This window comes from Dysgonomonas sp. HDW5B (assembly GCF_011299335.1).
GTDB lineage: Bacteria > Bacteroidota > Bacteroidia > Bacteroidales > Dysgonomonadaceae > Dysgonomonas_A.
On the sequence record NZ_CP049858.1, the window covers coordinates 2,345,449 to 2,365,462 of the forward strand.

Below are 20,014 nucleotides of genomic sequence, written 5' to 3' on the forward strand. Positions count from 1 at the left end.
GTGTGTAGCAATAAATATTATAAAAAAATTATGTATAAAATTAGTAAACAATTTGCTTTTTCAGCATCCCATATATTAGAGGGGCTTCCCGAAGATCATCCCTGCTCAAGATTGCATGGTCATAATTATATTGTGACAGTTTATCTGAAGGCTGAATCTTTGAATGAGGTTGGCTTTGTAAAGGATTATAGAGAATTGAAAGTTGTAAAAGAGTATATAGATAATAATTTAGATCACAGACATCTGAATGATGTTTTCTCGGTAAATCCTACAGCCGAGAATATGGCTCGTGAATTATATACTATTTTCGTGAAACAAATTCCTCAGATTTATGCTGTTGAGGTTTCGGAAACTCCTAAAACATCTGCTATCTATGAAGCTTAATGTAAATGAGATATTTTATTCATTGCAAGGTGAAGGAGGTAGAGTAGGAGAGCCCTCCATATTTATTCGATTAACTCAATGTAATCTTGCCTGTTCTTTTTGTGATACAGATTTTGCAGAAGGAGATGATATGTCTTTGGATGAAATAGCTGATGCTATTGCTCTGTATCCATGTAAATGGATTATATGGACAGGCGGCGAGCCTACTATTCAATTAAAGGATGCTCATGTGGCATTCTTTAAAGAGAAAGGATATAAGCAGGCTATAGAAACAAACGGGACGCGAAGAGTTCCTTCTCAGATTGATTATATAACTTGCAGTCCTAAATTGAAATATGAGGATATTCGAAAGAAAATTCCTTTTGTCAATGAAATCCGTATACCTGTTGAAGTTGGTAACGTTCTACCCGATATATCACTATTTCCAAAGGCGGATAAATATTTTGTCAGTCCTATATTTGATGGTGATAAGATCAATTTGGAGAATGTTAATTACTGCGTTGATCTGGTGAAAGAAAATCCGGCTTGGAGTTTGAGTTTGCAAGTGCATAAATTGATACATATCGAATGAATAAGTTTGAATTAAATATTCTCGGTTGTGGCTCAGCTTTGCCTACCATGCAGCATGTTCCAACATCTCAGGTTTTAAATGTTCGCGAGAAATTATTTATGATTGATTGCGGTGAGGGGACTCAATTGCAATTTAGACGTGCTCGTTTACGTTTTAATCGTTTAAATCAGATATTTATATCGCATTTGCATGGTGATCATTGTTTTGGTTTGATAGGACTCATTTCAACATTGGGATTACTAGGTCGAACCGGAGATTTAACTATTCATGCGGTTGCCGATTTGGAAAGAATCTTGCGTCCACAGCTGGATTTTTATTGTAGAGATCTATCATTTCAGGTTATTATAAAGGCTTTTGACCATACAAAGAATACTGTCATATATCAGGACAGATCTTTAACTGTAAGTACAATTCCTTTGGATCATAGGATGCCTTGTGCCGGCTTTTTGTTTGAAGAAGCTGAGAATGATCTGCATCTGGACGGAGAGGCTGTTAAATTTTACAATGTTCCCATTAAAGAGCTGGCTAGAATCAAGCAAGGAGCTGATTATTTAACCGAAACAGGTCAAGTCATACTTAATAATCGCTTGACTAAGCCTGCCAATGCTTCTCGCAAATATGCTTTTTGTTCTGATACGGCCTATAAGGAGAGTATTATTCCGATAATAAAAGATGTGGATTTGTTATATCACGAATCTACATTTCTGGAAGAGGATAAAGCCAGAGCAAAGGAGACTCGACATTCGACTGCCGGGCAAGCGGCTGAAATTGCCTTAAAAGCAAATGTAAAGAAATTAATGCTTGGTCATTACTCGTCAAGATATTCCAATGATACCTTGTTTTTAGAGGAAGCAGTGAAGATTTTTCCTAATACTATTCTTGCTAACGAATTATTATTAGAAAAATTATAATTGTCTGAAAAAAAAATCACATTTAATACTTGATTTAACTAAAAAGAGTTACATTTGTATGTATCTAATTTAACAGATGAAGAATATAACTAAAATATTAATTCTGGCAATTCTTTTTGCTCTACCGATATTGGGATTTTCTCAAGATAGGAAAGATGCGTTCGATTCTGATAAACAAGGAGTTGAATTGACTATTAATGGCGAAAAGTTTGTTGTAGAAAACCTTCCTCAAGATGGTACTATAGAAGTGTTTAATATTTTAGGTACTAAAGTCATGACTTTCAATGTGAATAGCGGAACAAATTCTAACCGTGTAAATCTTCCCAAAGGATACTATATCCTCAAATCAGACAACGTAACCAAGAAAGTTGTCGTTAAATAAAATAAATAGTTCTCACTATTTATTGTTTCATCATTTTACAAGCAGACTTCTTTCAGTAGTATTATACTTTCCAAGTAATAGAGAGTATTGAAACTTGTTATCCTTCGATATTAATTCTTTTTACTTCTATTTCCTTATTTAGAAATATGGATGCAGATTCTTTGAATTTGGATGCAGATTCTGTTGTGTAGTATTGAGTATTTCCACTCTTAGTACAAGAATCCTCTATTTCTGGATGGCGGCTGAGATAGTTTTTAAGGCTCTCTGCAACATATGTACCTTGTGATAGAATTTGTAGTCCTGATGGTGCGTATTGCTTGATTTTATCGATTAAAAGCGGATAATGAGTGCATCCTAATATAAGTGTATCAATCTCCTTATCCGAATTAAGAATACTATCCAGATCTTTCTTTATAAAATAATCAGCACCTTCCGTGTTGAATTCATTGTTTTCAACAATGGGTACCCACATAGGGCATGCATGAGAGTTTACTATAATATCAGGGTGTAATTTACTTATCTCAATTGAATATGATTCGGATTGTATTGTTCCCGGAGTTCCTACAATACCAATATGGCGTGTCTTCGTAATATTGCCAATAATCTCGGCAGTAGGGCGTATTATTCCGAGTACTCTTTTGTTCGGATTTATATAGGGTAGATCGTTCTGCTGTATCGTTCTGAGCGCTTTTGCTGATGCTGTATTGCATGCCAGTATAACAAGGTTGCATCCTTGATCAAAGAGGGCTAAAACGGCTTGTTTGGTGAATTCGTAAACTACATCAAAGGATCTTGTTCCATAAGGAGCTCTGGAGTTATCTCCTAAATAAATATAATCGTATTGGGGAAGTAATTTCTGTATTTCAGAAAGTATAGTTAATCCTCCGTATCCTGAGTCGAATACTCCGATTGGTCCTGGAATAAGTTCTTTTTTCATAAATAGGCCTCTTTTCGAATAGAGACATTTAAGAAGTTTGGGTATTTATCTTCGTGTTTGCTGTAGTTTAGCTTTTACCATTGGGTTTGCATCTATCGCATTGGGGGTTATAAATGCAATTGCAGGATTTGCCATATCGTATATGCAAGTGAATCCTTGCTCAATACCTACTTGATTAACTGCTTCTTTAAGTCTTTCTTTAAGAGGGGCAATCAATTGTGCTTCTTGGCTTTCTACATCCTCCTGAGCTACTTTCATGAATCGGTTTATGTTTTGTTCCAATTCATATAGTTCTTGCATACGTCGAAGCTTAATGCTTTCAGCTAGTTTATTTTGATTGGCTAAGAAATCGGTATACTTATTATTGTAATCGTTTTGCATTACAGCTAATTCGTCCTTGTATTTCTGATTCAAATCACTAATAGAGCGAGATGCTGCAACTTTTCCCGGTATTACTTCTAATAATTCAATAGAGTTTATATAAGCAATTTTATCAGACGTTTGAGCTGATATATTATTGATGAAGACTATTGATATAATGAATAATGCAGAAAGAAATATTCTTTTGGCCATCATAATAGAATGTTAATATTATTGAATGGTTAATATAGACTTAGCGTAGATTTCTTGATTGTCACCGTCGTACCTGATTGATAGTTGTTGTGTTTTCGGTGGTATATTTTGTGGGATACCACCGATCAAGGCATGATTGCTTGGTTACAACTATCAATTGGTTCTTAGGTTATGGTTACAAATATAATAAAATCTTTTTTATTATAATGTTTTCTTTACTTCAATTTGTTCAAAGGCTTCAATTATATCTCCTACTTTCAGGTCATTATAATTGTGAATATTCAATCCACATTCATATCCGAATGCAACTTCCTTCACATCGTCTTTGAAACGTTTCAATGAGCCTAAATCTCCGGAGTAAATAACTATACCATCGCGGATGATACGTATCTTGTTTGAGCGTTTAATCTTACCTTCTTTCACCATACAACCGGCAACTGTACCGACTTTAGTGATTTTGAATACTTCGCGTACTTCAACATTTGCAGTAATTTCTTCTTTGATATCCGGAGATAACATACCTTCCATTGCCGAAGTGATTTCTTCAATCGCATCGTAGATGATAGAATATAAGCGAATTTCTACTCCGTCTTTTTCTGCAATTCTTCTTGCTGCTACCGATGGACGTACCTGGAATCCGATTACAATAGCATCAGATGCTGCTGCAAGCGTAATATCCGACTCGGAGATAGCTCCTACTGCCTTGTGGATAACGTTCACCTGAATTTCTTCTGTAGACAGACGTATTAAAGAATCTGAAAGTGCTTCAACGGAACCATCCACGTCACCTTTCACAATTACATTCAATTGTTGGAAGTTTCCGATAGCAATACGGCGACCTATATCATCAAGGGTAAGTATTTTTTGAGTACGCAATCCTTGCTCACGTTGCAATTGCTCACGTTTGCTTGCAATATCTCTGGCTTCTTGTTCCGATTCTAAAACGTGGAACATATCGCCCGCCTGAGGTGCTCCGTTTAATCCTAAGATTAATGCCGGTGCAGCCGGTGCGGCTTCATCGATTCTTTGGTTACGTTCGTTGAACATCGCTTTTACACGACCAAAATAAGTTCCTGCTAAAACGATATCACCTTGTTTTAAAGTTCCGTTATGAACAAGTACTGTGGAGATGTAACCACGTCCTTTGTCCAGAGAAGATTCAATAACAGAACCTGTTGCACGCTTATTAGGATTGGCTTTTAGTTCAAGAAGCTCGGCTTCCAATAATACTTTCTCTAAAAGCTCATCAATGCCTATACCTTGTTTGGCTGAAATCTCTTGCGATTGGTATTTTCCACCCCATGATTCTACAAGGTAGTTCATGTTTGCAAGAGTTTCTTTTATTTTTTCAGGATTTGCTCCCGGTTTATCTATTTTATTGATTGCAAAAACCATCGGTACGCCTGCTGCTGCTGCGTGATTGATTGCTTCTATTGTTTGAGGCATAACGTTGTCGTCAGCTGCAACAATAATAATTGCAATATCCGTCACTTTAGCTCCACGTGCACGCATCGCTGTAAAGGCTTCGTGACCGGGAGTATCAAGGAATGTTATTGGTCTGCCATCTTTAAGCTTAACATTATATGCCCCGATGTGCTGAGTGATACCACCTGCTTCACCTGCAATAACGTTAGTTTGACGGATTCTATCCAATAATGAAGTTTTACCATGGTCAACGTGTCCCATTACGGTAACAATTGGTGCACGAGGTTCCAAATCCTCTTCATTATCTACTTCTTCAGAGATTGCTTCAACTACTTCGGCACTTACGTACTCGGTCTTAAAGTTGAACTCTTCGGCAACGATATTAATCGTTTCGGCATCCAAACGTTGGTTGATAGATACCATCATTCCGATACTCATACAAGTAGAGATAACTTTAATTACCGGAACATTCATCATATTAGCCAAATCATTAGCTGTTACGAATTCGGTAATCTTAAGAATTCTGCTCTCTTGTTCTTGTAATTCGAGTTCTTCCTGTTGTCTTTGAGAAACTGCGTCTCTTTTTTCTTTACGATATTTAGCACCTTTGGCTTTTCCTCCCTTACTGGTTAGTCGGGCTAAGGTTTCTTTGATCTGTTTTTGTACGTCTTCTTCACTTACAGCTGCTTTAGGTGTAAGTATTGGTCTGCGTGGGCTTGCATGTTTAGCTTTGTTATCTTTTTGAAGATGTGGGCTTGTTGTTGCTCCCGGTGCAGCTATTCCTTTTTCAATATCAACTTTTCCTTTTTTGATACGGGCTCTTTTCTTTCTAGCCGGATCGTCGGGATCGTCAAGTTTCAGTGTTTTCTTTTGTTCGTCAACACTTTCTTTTTTCAGAAGCTTTACTGTATTCTCTTTTACTTTCTTGCTATCTGATAATTCTTTATCGATGCGTTCTTTTCTCTTCTCAGCTTTTGTCTTTTTCGCAGGACGAGTTTTGTCATTGATAGCGCTCAGGTCAATAGTACCTTTTACTACGATGTTTGATTTTATCGCCGGATTATTCAAGCGGAATACATCATCATCTTCTCCTGCAGGGCTTTGATTTGCTTCTGTCGGACTTTCATTTTCAATAACTTTATCGTCTTCTTTAGCTTCAATAACAGGCTCAACAACTTTGGGTTCTTCAACCACTTTCTCAGCTGCTTTTACCGTATTTTCAATTTCTGTTTTTTCTGAAATTGTCTCTTCTTGCTTTTCTGACTCTACTTTTTGAGCTACAGGTTTGCTTTCTTCTTTTTCGATATGAAGAGGTTCAACTACCTCTACTTTCGCTTCTTCTTTTGTCAAAGTTGAACTTTTGCTTTTGTTTAGATTGTCCAAATCTATTTTGTCAACAATCTGAATATGTGGTTTTATATCTTCCGGGATAATTATCTTAATCTCTTCACCTTTCTTGCTTGGCTGAGGCACATCCTCCTCCTCTTCGTCTTCCGAAGACTCCGATTGAGACGTTTTTCTCTTTTCCTTTTGTAACTCTTTGTTTCTATCAGAGGCGAGTTTAATTTTCTTGTCTTTGCCAAATTCATTCACAAGAAGGTCATACTGTTCATCGTCAATCTTCGTATTAGGATTTGCTTCGACAGCAAAGCCTTTCTTCTGCAGGAATTCAACAAGACTATTGATCCCTACATTCAAATCCTTTGAAACTTTAATTAATCTTATAGACATACGTTTTTTTTAAATCATGAAAATTGAACAGGCTGAAAAGAATAAATTTTTGAGCTTCCGTCAAATACTTAAACTATACAAAAGTATTAAGAAATCATAGAATTACCAAATAAGAGTTATTCTTCATCTTCAAACTCTGCTCGTAAAATAGCAAAAAGCTCATCAACTGTGTCTTCTTCGAGGTCGGCTTCTTTAGCGATTGTCTCTTTAGTAGCAGCTAGAACGTTCTTTGCTGTAACATATCCGAGTTTCTTCAGTTGTTCGATTACCCACTCGTCGATTTCGTCTCCGAATTCATCCAAGTAGATATCTTCTTCATCAACCTCGTCTATGTCACGATACACATCAATAGTATAGCCTGTTAGCATACTTGCCAATTTGATGTTTAATCCACCTTTACCAATTGCCAAGGATACTTCTTCCGGACGCAAGAATACTTCCGCTTTTTTATCCTCCTCATTTAATTTGATGGTGGTGATTTTAGCCGGGCTTAATGCTCTCTGTATGTAAAGGTTCATGTTGGATGTGTAGTTGATAATGTCGATATTCTCGTTTCTCAACTCACGAACGATACCATGTATACGTGATCCTTTCATGCCTACACAAGCTCCTACCGGATCGATACGGTCATCGTACGATTCTACAGCAACTTTAGCTCTTTCGCCTGGTATGCGTGCTATTTTTTTTATTGTTATTAATCCGTCATTTATTTCGGGAACTTCCAGTTCGAATAATCTTTCCAAGAATACAGGAGAAGTTCTCGAAAGAATAATCTTTGGATTGTTGTTTTTATTGTCAACTCGTTCAACAACAGCTCTTACGTGTTCTCCTTTGCGGAAGAAGTCACTTGGGATTTGTTCTGTTTTAGGTAACAAAAGTTCTTCTTTCTCGTCATCTAAAAGAAGGATTTCTTTTTTCCAGATTTGGTAAACCTCTCCGGAAACAATCTCTCCGATCTTTTCTTTATATTTATTATAAAGGCTATCTTTTTGAAGTTCAAGAATTTTTGAAGCTAGGGTTTGGCGTAAGTTTAAGATTGCTCTACGTCCAAAATCTTCGAAGAAAACCTCGTCGGTAACATCTTCGCCTACAGTAAAATCTTCATCTATTTTTTTAGCATCCGAAAGAGATATTTCGATATTTGGATCTTCCAGTTCATCATCTTCTACTATCGTACGATTGCGCCAGATTTCCAAGTCTCCTTTGTCAGGATTGATAATGACATCGTAATTCTCGTCTGTCCCAAACATTTTTGCAATAACATTGCGGAATGAGTCTTCAAGAACGCTTATCATTGTCATACGGTCGATATTTTTCAGGTCCTTAAATTCTGAAAAGGTATCAATCATGCTTATAACTTCTTTCTTAGCCATAGTTATTTAAATCTGATTAGATATTTTGTATATTTTACTTCATCGTATTTGAAAGACAAATCTTCTTCGACAGCTATTTTACGTTTAGCTCCTTCGGGTTTTTCCATTTTTGTGATAGTTACCGTAAATTGGGTATCATCACAACTTTTGAGCTCTCCGCTTATTTTTTGTCCTCCTTTAGTTAAAACCTCAACTTCATTGCCTATGTTTACTTCGTATTGTCGAATTATTTTGAAGGGGGATGTTACTCCGGCTGAACCTACTTCGAGTTCAAAATCTTCCGCTTCACGATCAAGTTTCGACTCTATATGTTTGCTTAGTGCAATGCAATTCTCAATACTGACTCCCTCTTTGCTGTCAATCTCTACTACGATAATATTCCCGGGTCTTATAATTACCTCAACTAAAAATATATCAGAGTTAAGCAAAAAGTCTTCAGCTATATCTCGTATTTGTGATTTATCAATCATTTGTATTTGTATCAACGAATGAAAAAGGAGAAAGCTTTAGCCTCCTCCTCCCTTTAATATGAATGCAAATATAGTGCAAAATATTTATTATTGCAAATTTTGGTGTTTTTTTATCTTAGAATCAATTTGTTTCGAGTTTAAGTCGTCTTATTCATAGAAAATATTTAATGATTTACTTTAAGGGCATAGCTGTTTATTGCTGTATTACTTATCACGAATAGTTCTGCGAGCTTAAAATGCTTACGAATAAATTAAAAGGTATAAAACTTTATTTGAACTGCTCCTCGTAAAGAGAATAGTACTTTCCTTTCAGTTCGAGTAGTTCCTTGTGACTGCCTTGTTCGATAATCTGCCCTTGTTCAAGCACCAGAATTCTGTCTACATTGCGAACGGTAGAAAGACGATGGGCTATTATAAAGCTGGTTCTTCCTTCCATTAATTTGTCGAGTCCTTTTTGGATAAGTAATTCGCTTCGAGTATCTATATTGCTTGTTGCTTCATCCAAAAGCAGAATAGCGGGATTGGCAACTGCCGCCCGTGCAATATTCAGTAATTGACGTTGTCCTTGACTCAGGTTTGAACCGTCATTTTCCAGCATAGTATCATATCCATGAGGAAGGCGTTTGATGAAGGAATGAGCAGCGGTTAATTTAGCTGCCTCTTCTACCTCTTCATCTGTAGCCTCTAATAGACCGAAGCGGATATTTTCACGAACCGTTCCCGTAAACAAATGGGTATCCTGTAAAACAATAGCCATTGAATGTCTTAGGTTTTCACGTTTCATATCCTTTGTCGAAATGCCATCAATGGTAATCTCACCCGATTTGATGTCGAAAAAACGGGGAAGCATATTTAATATAGTAGTCTTGCCTGCTCCTGTAGTTCCTACCAATGCAATCTTTTCTCCCGATTTTGCTTCTATGGAAACTCCTTTTAGAATTAATTTGTCGGGCTTGTATCCGAAGTAAACATCTCGCATAGTAACATTACCCTTTATGTTTGTAAGGGTGATGGCATCTGGATTGTCTTCCGGTTCGGAAGCTTCATCTATTACTTCGAAAATGCGTTCGGCTCCGGCTATTGCAGCCTGTATGTTGTTGTATAAGCTGGCGAGTTCGTTGATTGGGCGTCCAAATTGTCTCGAATATTGAAGGAAAGCAGCTAGTCCACCGACATCAAATCCTCTGAATATAGCGAGTAGTGCTCCTACAATCGTGATGATTACATAATTGAGAGTATTCAAGTTTTGCATAATGGGCATCATCATTCCCGAATATAATTGTGCCTTTTCTGCTTTTCCTTTTAAGCTTTGATTTAATGTGTCAAAGTCTGCCTCCACTTTCTTTTCGTGTCCGAATACTTTTATCACTTTCTGACCACTGATCATTTCCTCAATGTAGCCGTTTACTGCACCCAGATCTTCTTGTTGAGCTTTGAAGTATTTCTTACTTTGTGTTACAATCAATTTGGCACTCAAAAACATAAGTGGAACGGTAATCATCGTTACCAATGTCAGTATCGGACTGATATAAATCATTAGAATAAATATCCCGATAAGAGTTAATGCACTCGATAAAAGGTCGGATAAACTATCGGTCAAAACATCACTGATCTTGTCAATATCATTGGTATATCGACTCATTAGGTCACCATGTTGATGTGTATCGAAATACTTAATAGGTAATATTTCCATCTTCTTGAATAAATCCATCCGAAGACGGGTGACAGTCCGTTGTCCTATTTTATTAAGTAAACGATATTCGATATAGGTCGCCACCACTCCCACTAGATAAATAACACCAAGTAGTAGCAGTATTTTGAATAATCCGGGTATATCTCCCGGTATGATATAGTCATTGATAATCGGGCGAAGCATATACGAGCCTAGCAAGCTTGATATAATACTTACTACGATCAAGAAGGCTATAATATATAAGAGGCTGCGGTCGCACGACAGATACGACATAAGCCGAAGAAAAGTCTTTTTTCCTTCTTTTGCTTTTTCTATAGGTTTTGAATGATCTCCGTGTGCCATCAGAATGCTAATTGTTGTGAATTGTATATTTCTTGATATACTTTCGATTTTTCCATCAATTCAGATGGTTTACCTACTGCATCTATTTCCCCGTCTTCGAGAACGATTACTCTGTCTGCTGATTGCATGGTGTTGATTCGTTGTGTAATAATAAGTACCGTAGTATCTCGTAGAGTGGTATTCAGATTAGTCCTTATTTTCTGTTCAGTATCTGAGTCCACAGCACTTGTACTATCATCAAGAATCAATATTTTAGGCTTTCGAAGTAATGCACGGGCAATACAGATACGTTGTTTCTGCCCACCCGATAAATTGATGCCTCCCCGTCCTAACTTCGTATTGTATCCATCCGAAAAAGACATGATAAAATCATGGGCTTCGGCTGCTTTGGCTGCCTGTCCAATTTCGTCATCTGTTGCATCGGGTTTTCCCCACCTTAGATTTTCGATAATTGTACCCGAGAATAATTCGTTTTTTTGCAGAACCATCCCTATTTTTGAGTGCAGCTCATCTAAATTGTAATCTTTGACATTTACTCCATCAATTAAAATTCTGCCCGATGTAGCATCGTATAATCGTGGAATAAGCTGTATCATGGAACTTTTAGCTGATCCTGTGGCTCCTACAATGGCAATTGTTTCTCCTTGTCTGACATGAAAATTGATGTTTCGCAAGACATCGTTTTCTCCGGCATAATGACGGAAAGAAACGTTCTGGAAAACTACCTCGCCTTTTTCTATCTTATGTTTGTTTTGCAAACCTTCGGGAGTATTGGTCAGCGATGGCTCGGTGTCCATAACCTCGAGGATACGTTTTGATGAAGCCGAAGCCCGTGCAAATGCCATAATAGTCATCGAAAGAAGCATTAACGACATAAGTATTTGCGACAGATAATTAACAAAGGATATCAGTTCACCTACTTTTAGATTTCCTGATACTATTTTTTGTCCTCCAATCCATAGAATAAGGATAATGGATATATTCATTACCAGTTGCATAAGGGGAAATACCGAAACCACAATATTGGAAGCACGTATAACCATATCCCGTAAGTCTTCGCTGCTGTTGGCGAATTTCTTGGTTTCGAAATCTTCTCTGACAAACGATTTTACCACTCTTATATTGATCAGATTCTCGCGGATGATACCGTTCAGGTGGTCTACCTTCTGTTGTACTTTTATAAATAAAGGAAACCCTTTTCTTAATATAAGATAGATACTGATACTTAATACAGGGATCATACCGATAAGTACCAATGCTAAGTCTGCATTTATTTTTATAACAAAAAATATTGACAGAAAGAGGATGAGCGGCGAGCGTAACAAAATCCGCATAGAGATAAGTATCACTTGCTGAATTTTGGAAATGTCATTCGTTAGACGTGTGATCAAAGATGCAGAATTGAAGCGGTCTATATCTGAAAATGACAGTTGTTGTATCTTGTTAAACAATTCGGTTCTGAGATCTGTTCCAAATCCGATGGATGTACGTGATGAAACATAGATGTTAAAAATGCTGGCGATTAATCCTGCCACTGAGGTCAGTATCATATAGCCTCCGATACGAGTAATAACCGAAAGGTCGCGTGGCATAACACCATTGTCGATAATCTTAGCCATAAGCAAAGGCTGCACTGTCTCACACAGTACAAAAATGAGGACAAGAAATGGGCTGATTGCCAGACTAAGTTTGTATTTCTTTAAAATTTGCCAGTACTTCTTCATTTAAGTGCTTGTAAGTTTTTTCATCGTAGGGGCTTATTGTGCACTCCTGTTTGTGAAATCATTTTTATTGGTCGGGCGTATGCAATACGCCCCTTGCATCGTTTTATTACAACCAACCGTTTTCTTTATACCAATTTACCGATTCTGTTAAACCACGTTCGAGGTTGTAGTGTGGAGTAAAATGCAAATCTTGTGCCAAAGGTGTAATGTCACATTCCCAATTGCGCTGTTTCATTATTTTATATTTGTCACGATTGAGTGTCGATGGCTTTTTAGTTATCTTAGAGATGCTTTCTGCTATGACAGATATCAGCTTTAAAATGAAAAGTGGCACTTTGATACTTAAGACATGTTTCTTTCCCAGTACTTTTTTTACCAGAGCTGTATATTCTTTGTCAGTGTGCACATCTCCATCTGTTACGAAATAGCTTTTGTTTTTGAGAGGACTTTCCAGAGCTAAAAAGGCGGCATCGACCAAATCTTTTACATATATAAATGTCAGATGTTGTGGTTTGAAGCCTGCACCTACATCCAGTCCCGATTTTACGGTTTTCAGCATCAAAAAATAGTCTTTCTCACGAGGTCCGTATACACCTGTTGGGAGAAGTATCATATAGGGGAAATCAGTAGTGTTTTGTAAATACTGTTCCGCTTTTAGTTTACTGATTCCATAAGCCGTATTTGGATGCGGGGTATCGGTTATTTTGATAGGAGTGTAATTTATTTCATCCCCTAAGCCAAAAGCACTTAGGCTACTCATCAGGAGGAATTTGTCGGGGACGCAATCAGCTTCCTTTAATGCCTCTATAAAGTTTACTGTATTTTGATAATTGATGATGTCAAAATCTTTCGGATCAAGGCACTTGGTTATTCCTGCATTGTGGATAACATAGTCAATCTTTCCGAATTTACTTTTGAATTCTTTTAGCTGCTTGATTAGCTTTTCTTTATTACCGAAGTTAAGTTCTATGAATAAGATATTACTGTCTTGCAGATATTCTCTGCTGCTGCTTTTGCGGACGCCAGCCCATGTTTGAAAGCCAAGACTTAGGGCTTTTTCCACTAAGAAACTTCCGATAAAACCGCTGGCTCCTGTAATTATTATTTTTTTCATTTAATTTAGTAATGCTAAATTAGAAAGGTCTGCGACCTTTATTTTTGTCCCAACCAAGTCAATTTGTGCCATAAACCTTCAAGAGGTCCTTGTTTATGAGATTTCTGCCACCATTTGCAGAATTGTAACTGCAAGGCAATAATAATACATCCTACAATCAAACTGTTTGTATAACCGCAATAAGGAGAAAGATTTAATCCGATGGGGAAAAATATAAATGCCCCTATAAGCGATTGAGATATATAATTGGTAAGGCTCATTTTTCCGTACACTCTGAACCACGAAATTTTTCGCTGAAATGCCTCTTTCTGATAAACAATCACAAATGAACTTATGAGTACAAAGGTAAACAATAGTTTTTGCCACATATCAAACATTACTCCAATTGTATTTATTATAAATGGAGTATTAGCCGGATCAGATAATTCGACTTTTAGTTGATACACGGGGGCAAAAAGAACTGCACATGCGATAAGAGTTTTTGTCCAGAATTTTATGTTATCAGGTGTTGAGAGAAATAATTGTCGGCGCGAAATTAGTAAGCCTAAAAGAAACAAGCCTCCTGTTTGTAAAAAACGTCCACCTTCTACAGCCCATAAGAAACTCGCTAATTGGCCTGTAGTAATATTTGCCCAAATGAAGGGCAGAAATTCACCGCTTTTATTGATTTCTATAATCTGAGAATAAAGATCGCCATTCATCTGTTCGGGTAAGACGAAAGCGGGATTGACAAGCCCCGATATATAATAAAACCATTGCATAGGCTGCAATAATAGTATAATCATAAAAATAAAGATTGCCTTATCGTTCCATTTTCTGACAATAAAGAGAATAACTCCTACCACTGCATATAAAAGTAAGACATCTCCTCCGGGAAAAAACATGGCGTTGAGTGTGGCAAACCCCGCAAGAAGTAGTAGTCGCCATAAAAAACGAATACCAAAATCGTTGTCTTTGCTTTGCTGATTCTTAAACTGTATGGCAAAAGTGAATCCGAACAGGATGGAGAAAATAGCATAACCTTTCCCGGCAATCAAAGAAAAAACGACACTGTAAACTCCTTTGTCCAAAATGTTCAGCCATTCGGGCTGTGTCGATGGATCGGGGTAAACAGGATAGATGAAATGTTCCACACTATGGATTAATACTATGGCAATTACGGCAAATCCGCGTAAAGCATCAACCAATTCTATTCGAGGTGTTTTTCCGAGTATTTCTTGCTGCATGAAAAATGGTCTTTTAAGATTCTAAAAAATAAAGCATTGAACTTTGGTTTGAAAAGGATGGATAAATATATTAAATTAAAATCTATCTAGCTAATTCTGCAAAATTACATAGACTTTGTATACGATTGTAAGTCAGAATAAATCGGAATGATTATATTTGTATTTATAAGTAAGAGAAATAAGCTGTTTAATAAACGTGTTTTGTATATAAATAGCTTATCCGAATAATTAAAATAGGTCTTAAGACCTTAATAGAATACATATTGTATGAGTAAAGATAAAATACCTCAAAAGACCACACCCAGAAGGAAAAAAAGCGATATAATTGCTGCAACTGTCAGCTTTTTCAATAATAACACCAGTAATTCTTATAACTACAAACAGATAGGAGCCGAAATTGGTATCAAGAAACAACCCGAGCGTTTAATGTTAATGACGGTGCTTGAAGATCTGGTGGAAGATGCTTTTATTATAGAAACAAGCAAAGGAAAATACAAATCGAACACCAGAGGAGTACTTCTTGACGGAAAATTCGAAAGAAGAAGTAATGGGAAAAATTTCTTTGTTCCCGAAGATGGCAGCGAAAATGTATTTGTAGCCGAACGCAATTCGGCACATGCTATGAATGGCGATAAAGTACGTATTCAGATGCTGGCAAAGCGTAAAGGCAAAAGCTCGGAAGGTGAAATTATAGAAATACTTGAAAGAAAGCAAACCCGTTTTGTGGGAACGTTGAATGTTCAAAAGCATTTTGCATTCCTTGAAATGGATAGCAAAATTCTGGCAAATGATATTTTTATCCCCAGAGAAAAACTGATGGGTGGTAAAACCGGAGATAAAGCATTGGTGGAAATTGTAGAATGGCCCGAACGTGCTAAAAATCCTGTAGGAGAAGTATTAGATATACTTGGAGAAGCAGGAACTAATAATGCTGAGATGCATGCTATTTTGGCGGAGTTTGGTTTACCCTACAAGTATCCTGAGAATGTAACAGCTGAGGCTGAAAAAATATCGGATGTAATTACAGCAGAAGAAATTGCTAAACGTGAAGACTTCCGCTTGGTTACGACATTTACTATTGACCCTCGTGATGCAAAGGATTTTGATGATGCTCTTTCGATCCGTCAATTGGAGAATGGAAACTGGGAAATCGGTGTACATATTGCCGATGTTACGCATTATGTAACTCCCGGAGGCATTATTGATAAAGAGGGTGAGGAGCGTGCAACTTCAGTTTATCTGGTTGACCGTACAATCCCCATGTTGCCCGAAAGATTGAGTAACGGATTGTGTTCGCTTCGACCTAATGAAGAAAAACTTTGTTATTCAGCCATTTTTGAATTGAATGATAATGCTGAAATAAAGAAATATAGAATTGGACGTACCGTTATAAATTCTGACAGACGTTTTACTTACGAAGAAGCTCAGGAAATTATCGAAACTGGCGAAGGAGACTTCAAAGCCGAAGTTTTGAAACTGGATGAGTTAGCTAAGAAGTTACGGGCAAAACGCTTCGAAAATGGAGCTATTGGTTTTGAACGTGAAGAAGTTCGTTTCGAGATCGATCCTGATGGAAAACCCTTAAGTGTATATTTTAAAGAGCAAAAAGATTCTAATAAACTGATCGAAGAATTTATGTTGCTGGCAAATAAAACAGTAGCAGAATTTATCGGTAAAGTTCCTAAAGGAAAGAAAGCAAAGACATTTGTATATCGTATACATGATGTGCCTAATCCTGAGAAGATGGAAAGTCTGTCTCAATTTATACGTCGCTTTGGCTATAAAGTAAAAATAGACGGAAGTAATTCGGCGGTTGCAAAATCAATCAATCAATTGTTGGATGATGTGCATGACAAACCCGAAGAAAACCTGATATCAACGATTGCTATCCGTGCTATGGCTAAAGCTGTATATTCTACATCGAATATAGGTCATTACGGACTTGCGTTCGATTATTATACGCACTTTACATCGCCCATACGTCGTTATCCGGATATGATGGTGCATCGTTTGTTGACTCTTTATATGGAGGGTGGACGCAGTGTGAGTGAACAACAAACCGAAAACGAATGTAAGCATTGTTCGGATATGGAGCAATTGGCTGCAAATGCCGAACGTGCTTCTATCAAATATAAACAAGTGGAATATATGTCGGATAAAATCGGACGTGTATTTAAGGCTGTAATTTCGGGTGTTGCCGAATGGGGCGTATATGCCGAAATTGAAGAAAACAAATGCGAAGGATTGGTACCTATGCGTGAACTGGATGACGATTTCTACGAATTTGATGAAAAGAATTATTGTTTGAGAGGTCGCCGCAGTAAAAAAGAGTATCGTCTGGGAGACGAAATCAATGTGAAGGTTATTAGAACCAATCTCGAAAGAAAGCAATTGGACTTCACTATTGTAGACTGAAATGATTTTTCTAATTTTGTAGGCTAAATTGTAGATAGTGAGGTCTGAGATAAGACCTCCTTTGATAACTTTAGCTGATATACTAGTGATAGTTATAGTTTATATATTAGGAGTGTTAGTGTTTACTTAATAAGATAATTAGGTGTTATTTAACTCGGCAGGCTTCGCTGTATTCTTTATTTTTGTGTTCTTCCTTTATTGGTTTGTTTTTAATAAATCATTAAAATGGCAGAACATATTCTTGGCTGTTTGTAGTTATTTCTTCTATGGCTGCTGGGATTGGCGTTTCATGTTCTTGTTAGGCTTTTCTACCTTTCTGGATTATTTTTCCGGATTGAAGATTTTTGAGTCAAACACCGCTTCGAAGAAGAAATTCTGGCTAATACTCAGTGTCGGGCTTAATCTTGGATTTCTCGGATTCTTCAAATACTATAACTTCTTTATCGAATCGTTTGCCGAATTGTTGTCGTCTGTAGGTTTCACACCTCATATGACAACTCTAAATATTATCTTGCCTGTAGGTATCTCATTCTATACATTTCATGGATTGTCATATGTTTTCGATATCTATTTCGGAAAGATAAAACCAACCCGCAATTGGATTGACTACTCGCTTTTCGTGAGTTTCTTTCCTCTCCTGGTTGCAGGTCCTATCGAAAGAGCAACGCATTTACTTCCGCAAGTAGAAAAGCCCAGAGTATTTAACTATTCGAAAGCTGTAGATGGCTTAAGGCAGATTCTTTGGGGGTTATTCAAGAAAGTTGTAGTAGCCGATAATTGTGCCGAATTGGCGAATACCATATTCAATAACCATCAACACTATTCGGGTAGTACTTTGGTATTGGGAGCTATGCTATTTGCGATACAGATATACGGCGACTTCTCAGGATATTCCGATATTGCTTTAGGTACGGCTCGCTTACTTGGATTCGAACTGTTGCAAAATTTCAGGTTTCCTTATTTCTCGAGAGATATTGCCGAATTTTGGAGACGCTGGCATATCTCGCTGTCTTCTTGGTTTAGAGACTATCTTTATTTCCCATTAGGCGGAAGCAGGGGAGGGATGGCTAAAACTATCCGTAATACATTTATTATATTTCTTGTCAGTGGATTCTGGCATGGGGCTAACTGGACATTCCTTGCATGGGGTGGACTGAATGCTCTGTTTATAATGCCATCCATTATATTCAAAACGAACAGGCGAAATCTGGATACGGTTGCTCAAGGACGGATACTGCCCTCTATACGTGAATTTTGTCAATTGATTCTGACTTTCTGTTTGGCAAGTTTTGCCTGGATATTTTTTAGAGCAGAATCCATTACTGATGCTTTTATGTATATAAAAGAAATATTCTCTGCCACTTTATTTCAAAGCCCCGATGTTATATCAGGAAAAGTGATAGCTATTGTGGGAGTCTTTATGCTTATCGAATGGCTGGGACGTGAAAATAAGTATGCGTTAGAGAAATTGACATTGAAATGGAAGCGTCCGCTTAGTTGGGCTTTCTATTATTTAATAATACTGGCTATACTTTGCTTTACAGGAAGTGAACAACAGTTTATATATTTTCAATTCTAAGGGATGAAGTCATTTTTAAAGAGTGTATTTCGATTTCTGATTATACCGATAGTAATTTTTTTACTGCTGGTTGTGGGTTATATTGTTTATGACCCTTTTCAAATTGTACATTCTTATGATAAATATACGTCACTGCAAGTTAATCGCAGTTATATGTCTACAGAGGTATTTCTTAAGAATTATAAGAAAGAACATTATAATTCGTTCATCTTTGGAAGCTCACGTATTTTCGGATATAATATAGATTCTTGGAAAGAACATCTGGGAGCTGATGCCAGTGTTTATTCATTTGATTCGTATGGCGAAAAAATAGAGGCCGTTTACCATAAGCTGAAATTCCTCGATTCTCTGAATGTTGATGTTAAGAACGTGTTATTGTGTCTTGATGTTGACTTTACTTTTAATTATAATGAGAATGAGCCTAAGTTTCTATATATGGAGCATCCGCTTCTTTCGGGAAAAGGTTGGTGTGATTTTCATGAGACTCATTTCTTAGCCTATTTGACACCTTCTTTTATTATTTCATTTTACGGAAATAGAATTTTAGGTCTCGAGAATAGCTATATTGGTCAACACTACTTCTTCGTTCAGGCGAGTTTCGATCCGAAGACGAATCGTCCTTTCAGATCAGACTTAGAGGAGCGTATTAAAAATGAGCCTGATTATTACGATGCACCTATGTTTTATCCTGTAAATGACACTCTGATCATAAGCCAGTTTATTCAGGTAGATAAACATCATGAAGAAACTCTTCGTGGAATAAAGGATATTCTGTCGAAACATAATACCAATTATAAGGTCGTTATTAATCCGCTTTATCCGCAAGTGAAGTTCAACCCGCAAGATATGGATGCAATTATAAGTGTATTTGGACGCGATCATGTATACGATTTCTCAGGAAGAAATAAGTTTACAACATCCAAGTATAATTATTACGAAGAATCGCATTTCAGGCCTTTTGTAGGTGATAGCATTATGAATATTATTTATCGGAAATGATAAGGTATCAGACCTTTTTATAGCTTTGGCAAGTATCACAACTAGGGTTAGTTATGTCGATAAAATATCGCATTAAATATTTAACGCTACTTAAATAGAAGACTAATGCAAAAGACCTATTGTGATATTTTTTAATTATGACTAATTTTGGTAAATATACTATAT

The 20,014-nt window shown here is 36.9% G+C and carries 16 protein-coding genes; 7 read left to right on the top strand and 9 right to left on the bottom strand.

The window, feature by feature from the left end:
* Positions 1-30 precede the first annotated feature (30 nt).
* From queD to G7051_RS09555, 4 genes are all read left to right on the top strand, one after another.
* The gene (queD, locus tag G7051_RS09540) at positions 31-384 is read left to right on the top strand and encodes a 6-carboxytetrahydropterin synthase QueD (RefSeq protein ID WP_166199889.1); all 354 of its coding nucleotides are present in this window, start codon (positions 31-33) and stop codon (positions 382-384) included.
* Positions 374-955: a 7-carboxy-7-deazaguanine synthase QueE gene (locus G7051_RS09545; RefSeq protein WP_166199891.1), complete on the top strand. Its 582-nt coding sequence runs from the start codon at positions 374-376 to the stop codon at positions 953-955. Before queD ends, G7051_RS09545 begins: the two co-directional genes overlap by 11 nt.
* The gene (locus G7051_RS09550; RefSeq protein WP_166199893.1) at positions 952-1,866 is read left to right on the top strand and encodes a ribonuclease Z; all 915 of its coding nucleotides are present in this window, start codon (positions 952-954) and stop codon (positions 1,864-1,866) included. Before G7051_RS09545 ends, G7051_RS09550 begins: the two co-directional genes overlap by 4 nt.
* Positions 1,867-1,942: 76 nt before the next feature.
* Positions 1,943-2,248 carry a T9SS type A sorting domain-containing protein gene (locus tag G7051_RS09555; protein WP_166114318.1) on the top strand — a complete coding sequence of 102 codons (306 nt, stop codon included), beginning with the start codon at positions 1,943-1,945 and terminating at the stop codon, positions 2,246-2,248.
* Positions 2,249-2,345: 97 nt separating this feature from the next.
* On the opposite strand, the gene murI is transcribed toward G7051_RS09555, so the two are convergent.
* The 9 genes from murI to G7051_RS09600 form a co-directional block, all read right to left on the bottom strand.
* The gene (gene murI / locus G7051_RS09560; RefSeq protein WP_166199895.1) at positions 2,346-3,185 is read right to left on the bottom strand and encodes a glutamate racemase; all 840 of its coding nucleotides are present in this window, start codon (positions 3,183-3,185) and stop codon (positions 2,346-2,348) included.
* Positions 3,186-3,230: 45 nt separating this feature from the next.
* A complete protein-coding gene (locus tag G7051_RS09565; RefSeq protein ID WP_166199897.1) occupies positions 3,231-3,761 on the bottom strand; it encodes an OmpH family outer membrane protein in 531 nt (176 codons plus the stop codon).
* Positions 3,762-3,959: 198 nt separating this feature from the next.
* Positions 3,960-6,914 (bottom strand): translation initiation factor IF-2, encoded by a 2,955-nt coding sequence (infB, locus tag G7051_RS09570; RefSeq protein ID WP_166199899.1) that lies wholly within the window; start codon positions 6,912-6,914, stop codon positions 3,960-3,962.
* A 116-nt stretch (positions 6,915-7,030) separates the two neighbouring features.
* The gene (gene nusA, locus G7051_RS09575; RefSeq protein WP_166114330.1) at positions 7,031-8,287 is read right to left on the bottom strand and encodes a transcription termination factor NusA; all 1,257 of its coding nucleotides are present in this window, start codon (positions 8,285-8,287) and stop codon (positions 7,031-7,033) included.
* A gap of 2 nt (positions 8,288-8,289) precedes the next feature.
* Positions 8,290-8,757: a ribosome assembly cofactor RimP gene (gene rimP / locus G7051_RS09580; RefSeq protein ID WP_166114333.1), complete on the bottom strand. Its 468-nt coding sequence runs from the start codon at positions 8,755-8,757 to the stop codon at positions 8,290-8,292.
* Positions 8,758-9,025: 268 nt separating this feature from the next.
* Positions 9,026-10,792 (bottom strand): ABC transporter ATP-binding protein, encoded by a 1,767-nt coding sequence (locus G7051_RS09585; RefSeq protein WP_166199901.1) that lies wholly within the window; start codon positions 10,790-10,792, stop codon positions 9,026-9,028.
* A complete protein-coding gene (locus G7051_RS09590) occupies positions 10,792-12,516 on the bottom strand; it encodes an ABC transporter ATP-binding protein (protein WP_166199903.1) in 1,725 nt (574 codons plus the stop codon). The genes G7051_RS09585 and G7051_RS09590 overlap by 1 nt, the downstream gene beginning before the upstream one ends.
* 106 nt (positions 12,517-12,622) lie before the next feature.
* Complete coding sequence (locus G7051_RS09595) at positions 12,623-13,630, bottom strand: NAD(P)-dependent oxidoreductase (RefSeq protein WP_166199905.1); 1,008 nt, start codon at positions 13,628-13,630, stop codon at positions 12,623-12,625.
* Between the two features lie 38 nt (positions 13,631-13,668).
* Complete coding sequence (locus G7051_RS09600) at positions 13,669-14,856, bottom strand: DUF418 domain-containing protein (RefSeq protein ID WP_166199907.1); 1,188 nt, start codon at positions 14,854-14,856, stop codon at positions 13,669-13,671.
* 267 nt (positions 14,857-15,123) lie between these two features.
* On the opposite strand from G7051_RS09600, the gene rnr reads away from it, so the two are divergent.
* From rnr to G7051_RS09615, 3 genes are all read left to right on the top strand, one after another.
* A complete protein-coding gene (rnr, locus tag G7051_RS09605; protein WP_166199909.1) occupies positions 15,124-17,271 on the top strand; it encodes a ribonuclease R in 2,148 nt (715 codons plus the stop codon).
* A gap of 142 nt (positions 17,272-17,413) precedes the next feature.
* Positions 17,414-18,850 (top strand): MBOAT family protein, encoded by a 1,437-nt coding sequence (locus tag G7051_RS09610; RefSeq protein ID WP_166199911.1) that lies wholly within the window; start codon positions 17,414-17,416, stop codon positions 18,848-18,850.
* Between the two features lie 153 nt (positions 18,851-19,003).
* A complete protein-coding gene (locus tag G7051_RS09615; protein ID WP_166199913.1) occupies positions 19,004-19,849 on the top strand; it encodes a hypothetical protein in 846 nt (281 codons plus the stop codon).
* The last annotated feature ends 165 nt before the right edge of the window (positions 19,850-20,014 follow it).

What these genes read in the sequence shown, in the direction of transcription:
- queD (WP_166199889.1), top strand. Translation starts at nt 31, where the DNA reads ATGTATAAAATTAGTAAACAATTTGCTTTTTCAGCATCCCATATATTA.
- G7051_RS09545 (WP_166199891.1), top strand. Translation starts at nt 374, where the DNA reads ATGAAGCTTAATGTAAATGAGATATTTTATTCATTGCAAGGTGAAGGA.
- G7051_RS09550 (WP_166199893.1), top strand. Translation starts at nt 952, where the DNA reads ATGAATAAGTTTGAATTAAATATTCTCGGTTGTGGCTCAGCTTTGCCT.
- G7051_RS09555 (WP_166114318.1), top strand. Translation starts at nt 1,943, where the DNA reads ATGAAGAATATAACTAAAATATTAATTCTGGCAATTCTTTTTGCTCTA.
- murI (WP_166199895.1), bottom strand. Translation starts at nt 3,185, where the DNA reads ATGAAAAAAGAACTTATTCCAGGACCAATCGGAGTATTCGACTCAGGA.
- G7051_RS09565 (WP_166199897.1), bottom strand. Translation starts at nt 3,761, where the DNA reads ATGATGGCCAAAAGAATATTTCTTTCTGCATTATTCATTATATCAATA.
- infB (WP_166199899.1), bottom strand. Translation starts at nt 6,914, where the DNA reads ATGTCTATAAGATTAATTAAAGTTTCAAAGGATTTGAATGTAGGGATC.
- nusA (WP_166114330.1), bottom strand. Translation starts at nt 8,287, where the DNA reads ATGGCTAAGAAAGAAGTTATAAGCATGATTGATACCTTTTCAGAATTT.
- rimP (WP_166114333.1), bottom strand. Translation starts at nt 8,757, where the DNA reads ATGATTGATAAATCACAAATACGAGATATAGCTGAAGACTTTTTGCTT.
- G7051_RS09585 (WP_166199901.1), bottom strand. Translation starts at nt 10,792, where the DNA reads ATGGCACACGGAGATCATTCAAAACCTATAGAAAAAGCAAAAGAAGGA.
- G7051_RS09590 (WP_166199903.1), bottom strand. Translation starts at nt 12,516, where the DNA reads ATGAAGAAGTACTGGCAAATTTTAAAGAAATACAAACTTAGTCTGGCA.
- G7051_RS09595 (WP_166199905.1), bottom strand. Translation starts at nt 13,630, where the DNA reads ATGAAAAAAATAATAATTACAGGAGCCAGCGGTTTTATCGGAAGTTTC.
- G7051_RS09600 (WP_166199907.1), bottom strand. Translation starts at nt 14,856, where the DNA reads ATGCAGCAAGAAATACTCGGAAAAACACCTCGAATAGAATTGGTTGAT.
- rnr (WP_166199909.1), top strand. Translation starts at nt 15,124, where the DNA reads ATGAGTAAAGATAAAATACCTCAAAAGACCACACCCAGAAGGAAAAAA.
- G7051_RS09615 (WP_166199913.1), top strand. Translation starts at nt 19,004, where the DNA reads ATGTCTACAGAGGTATTTCTTAAGAATTATAAGAAAGAACATTATAAT.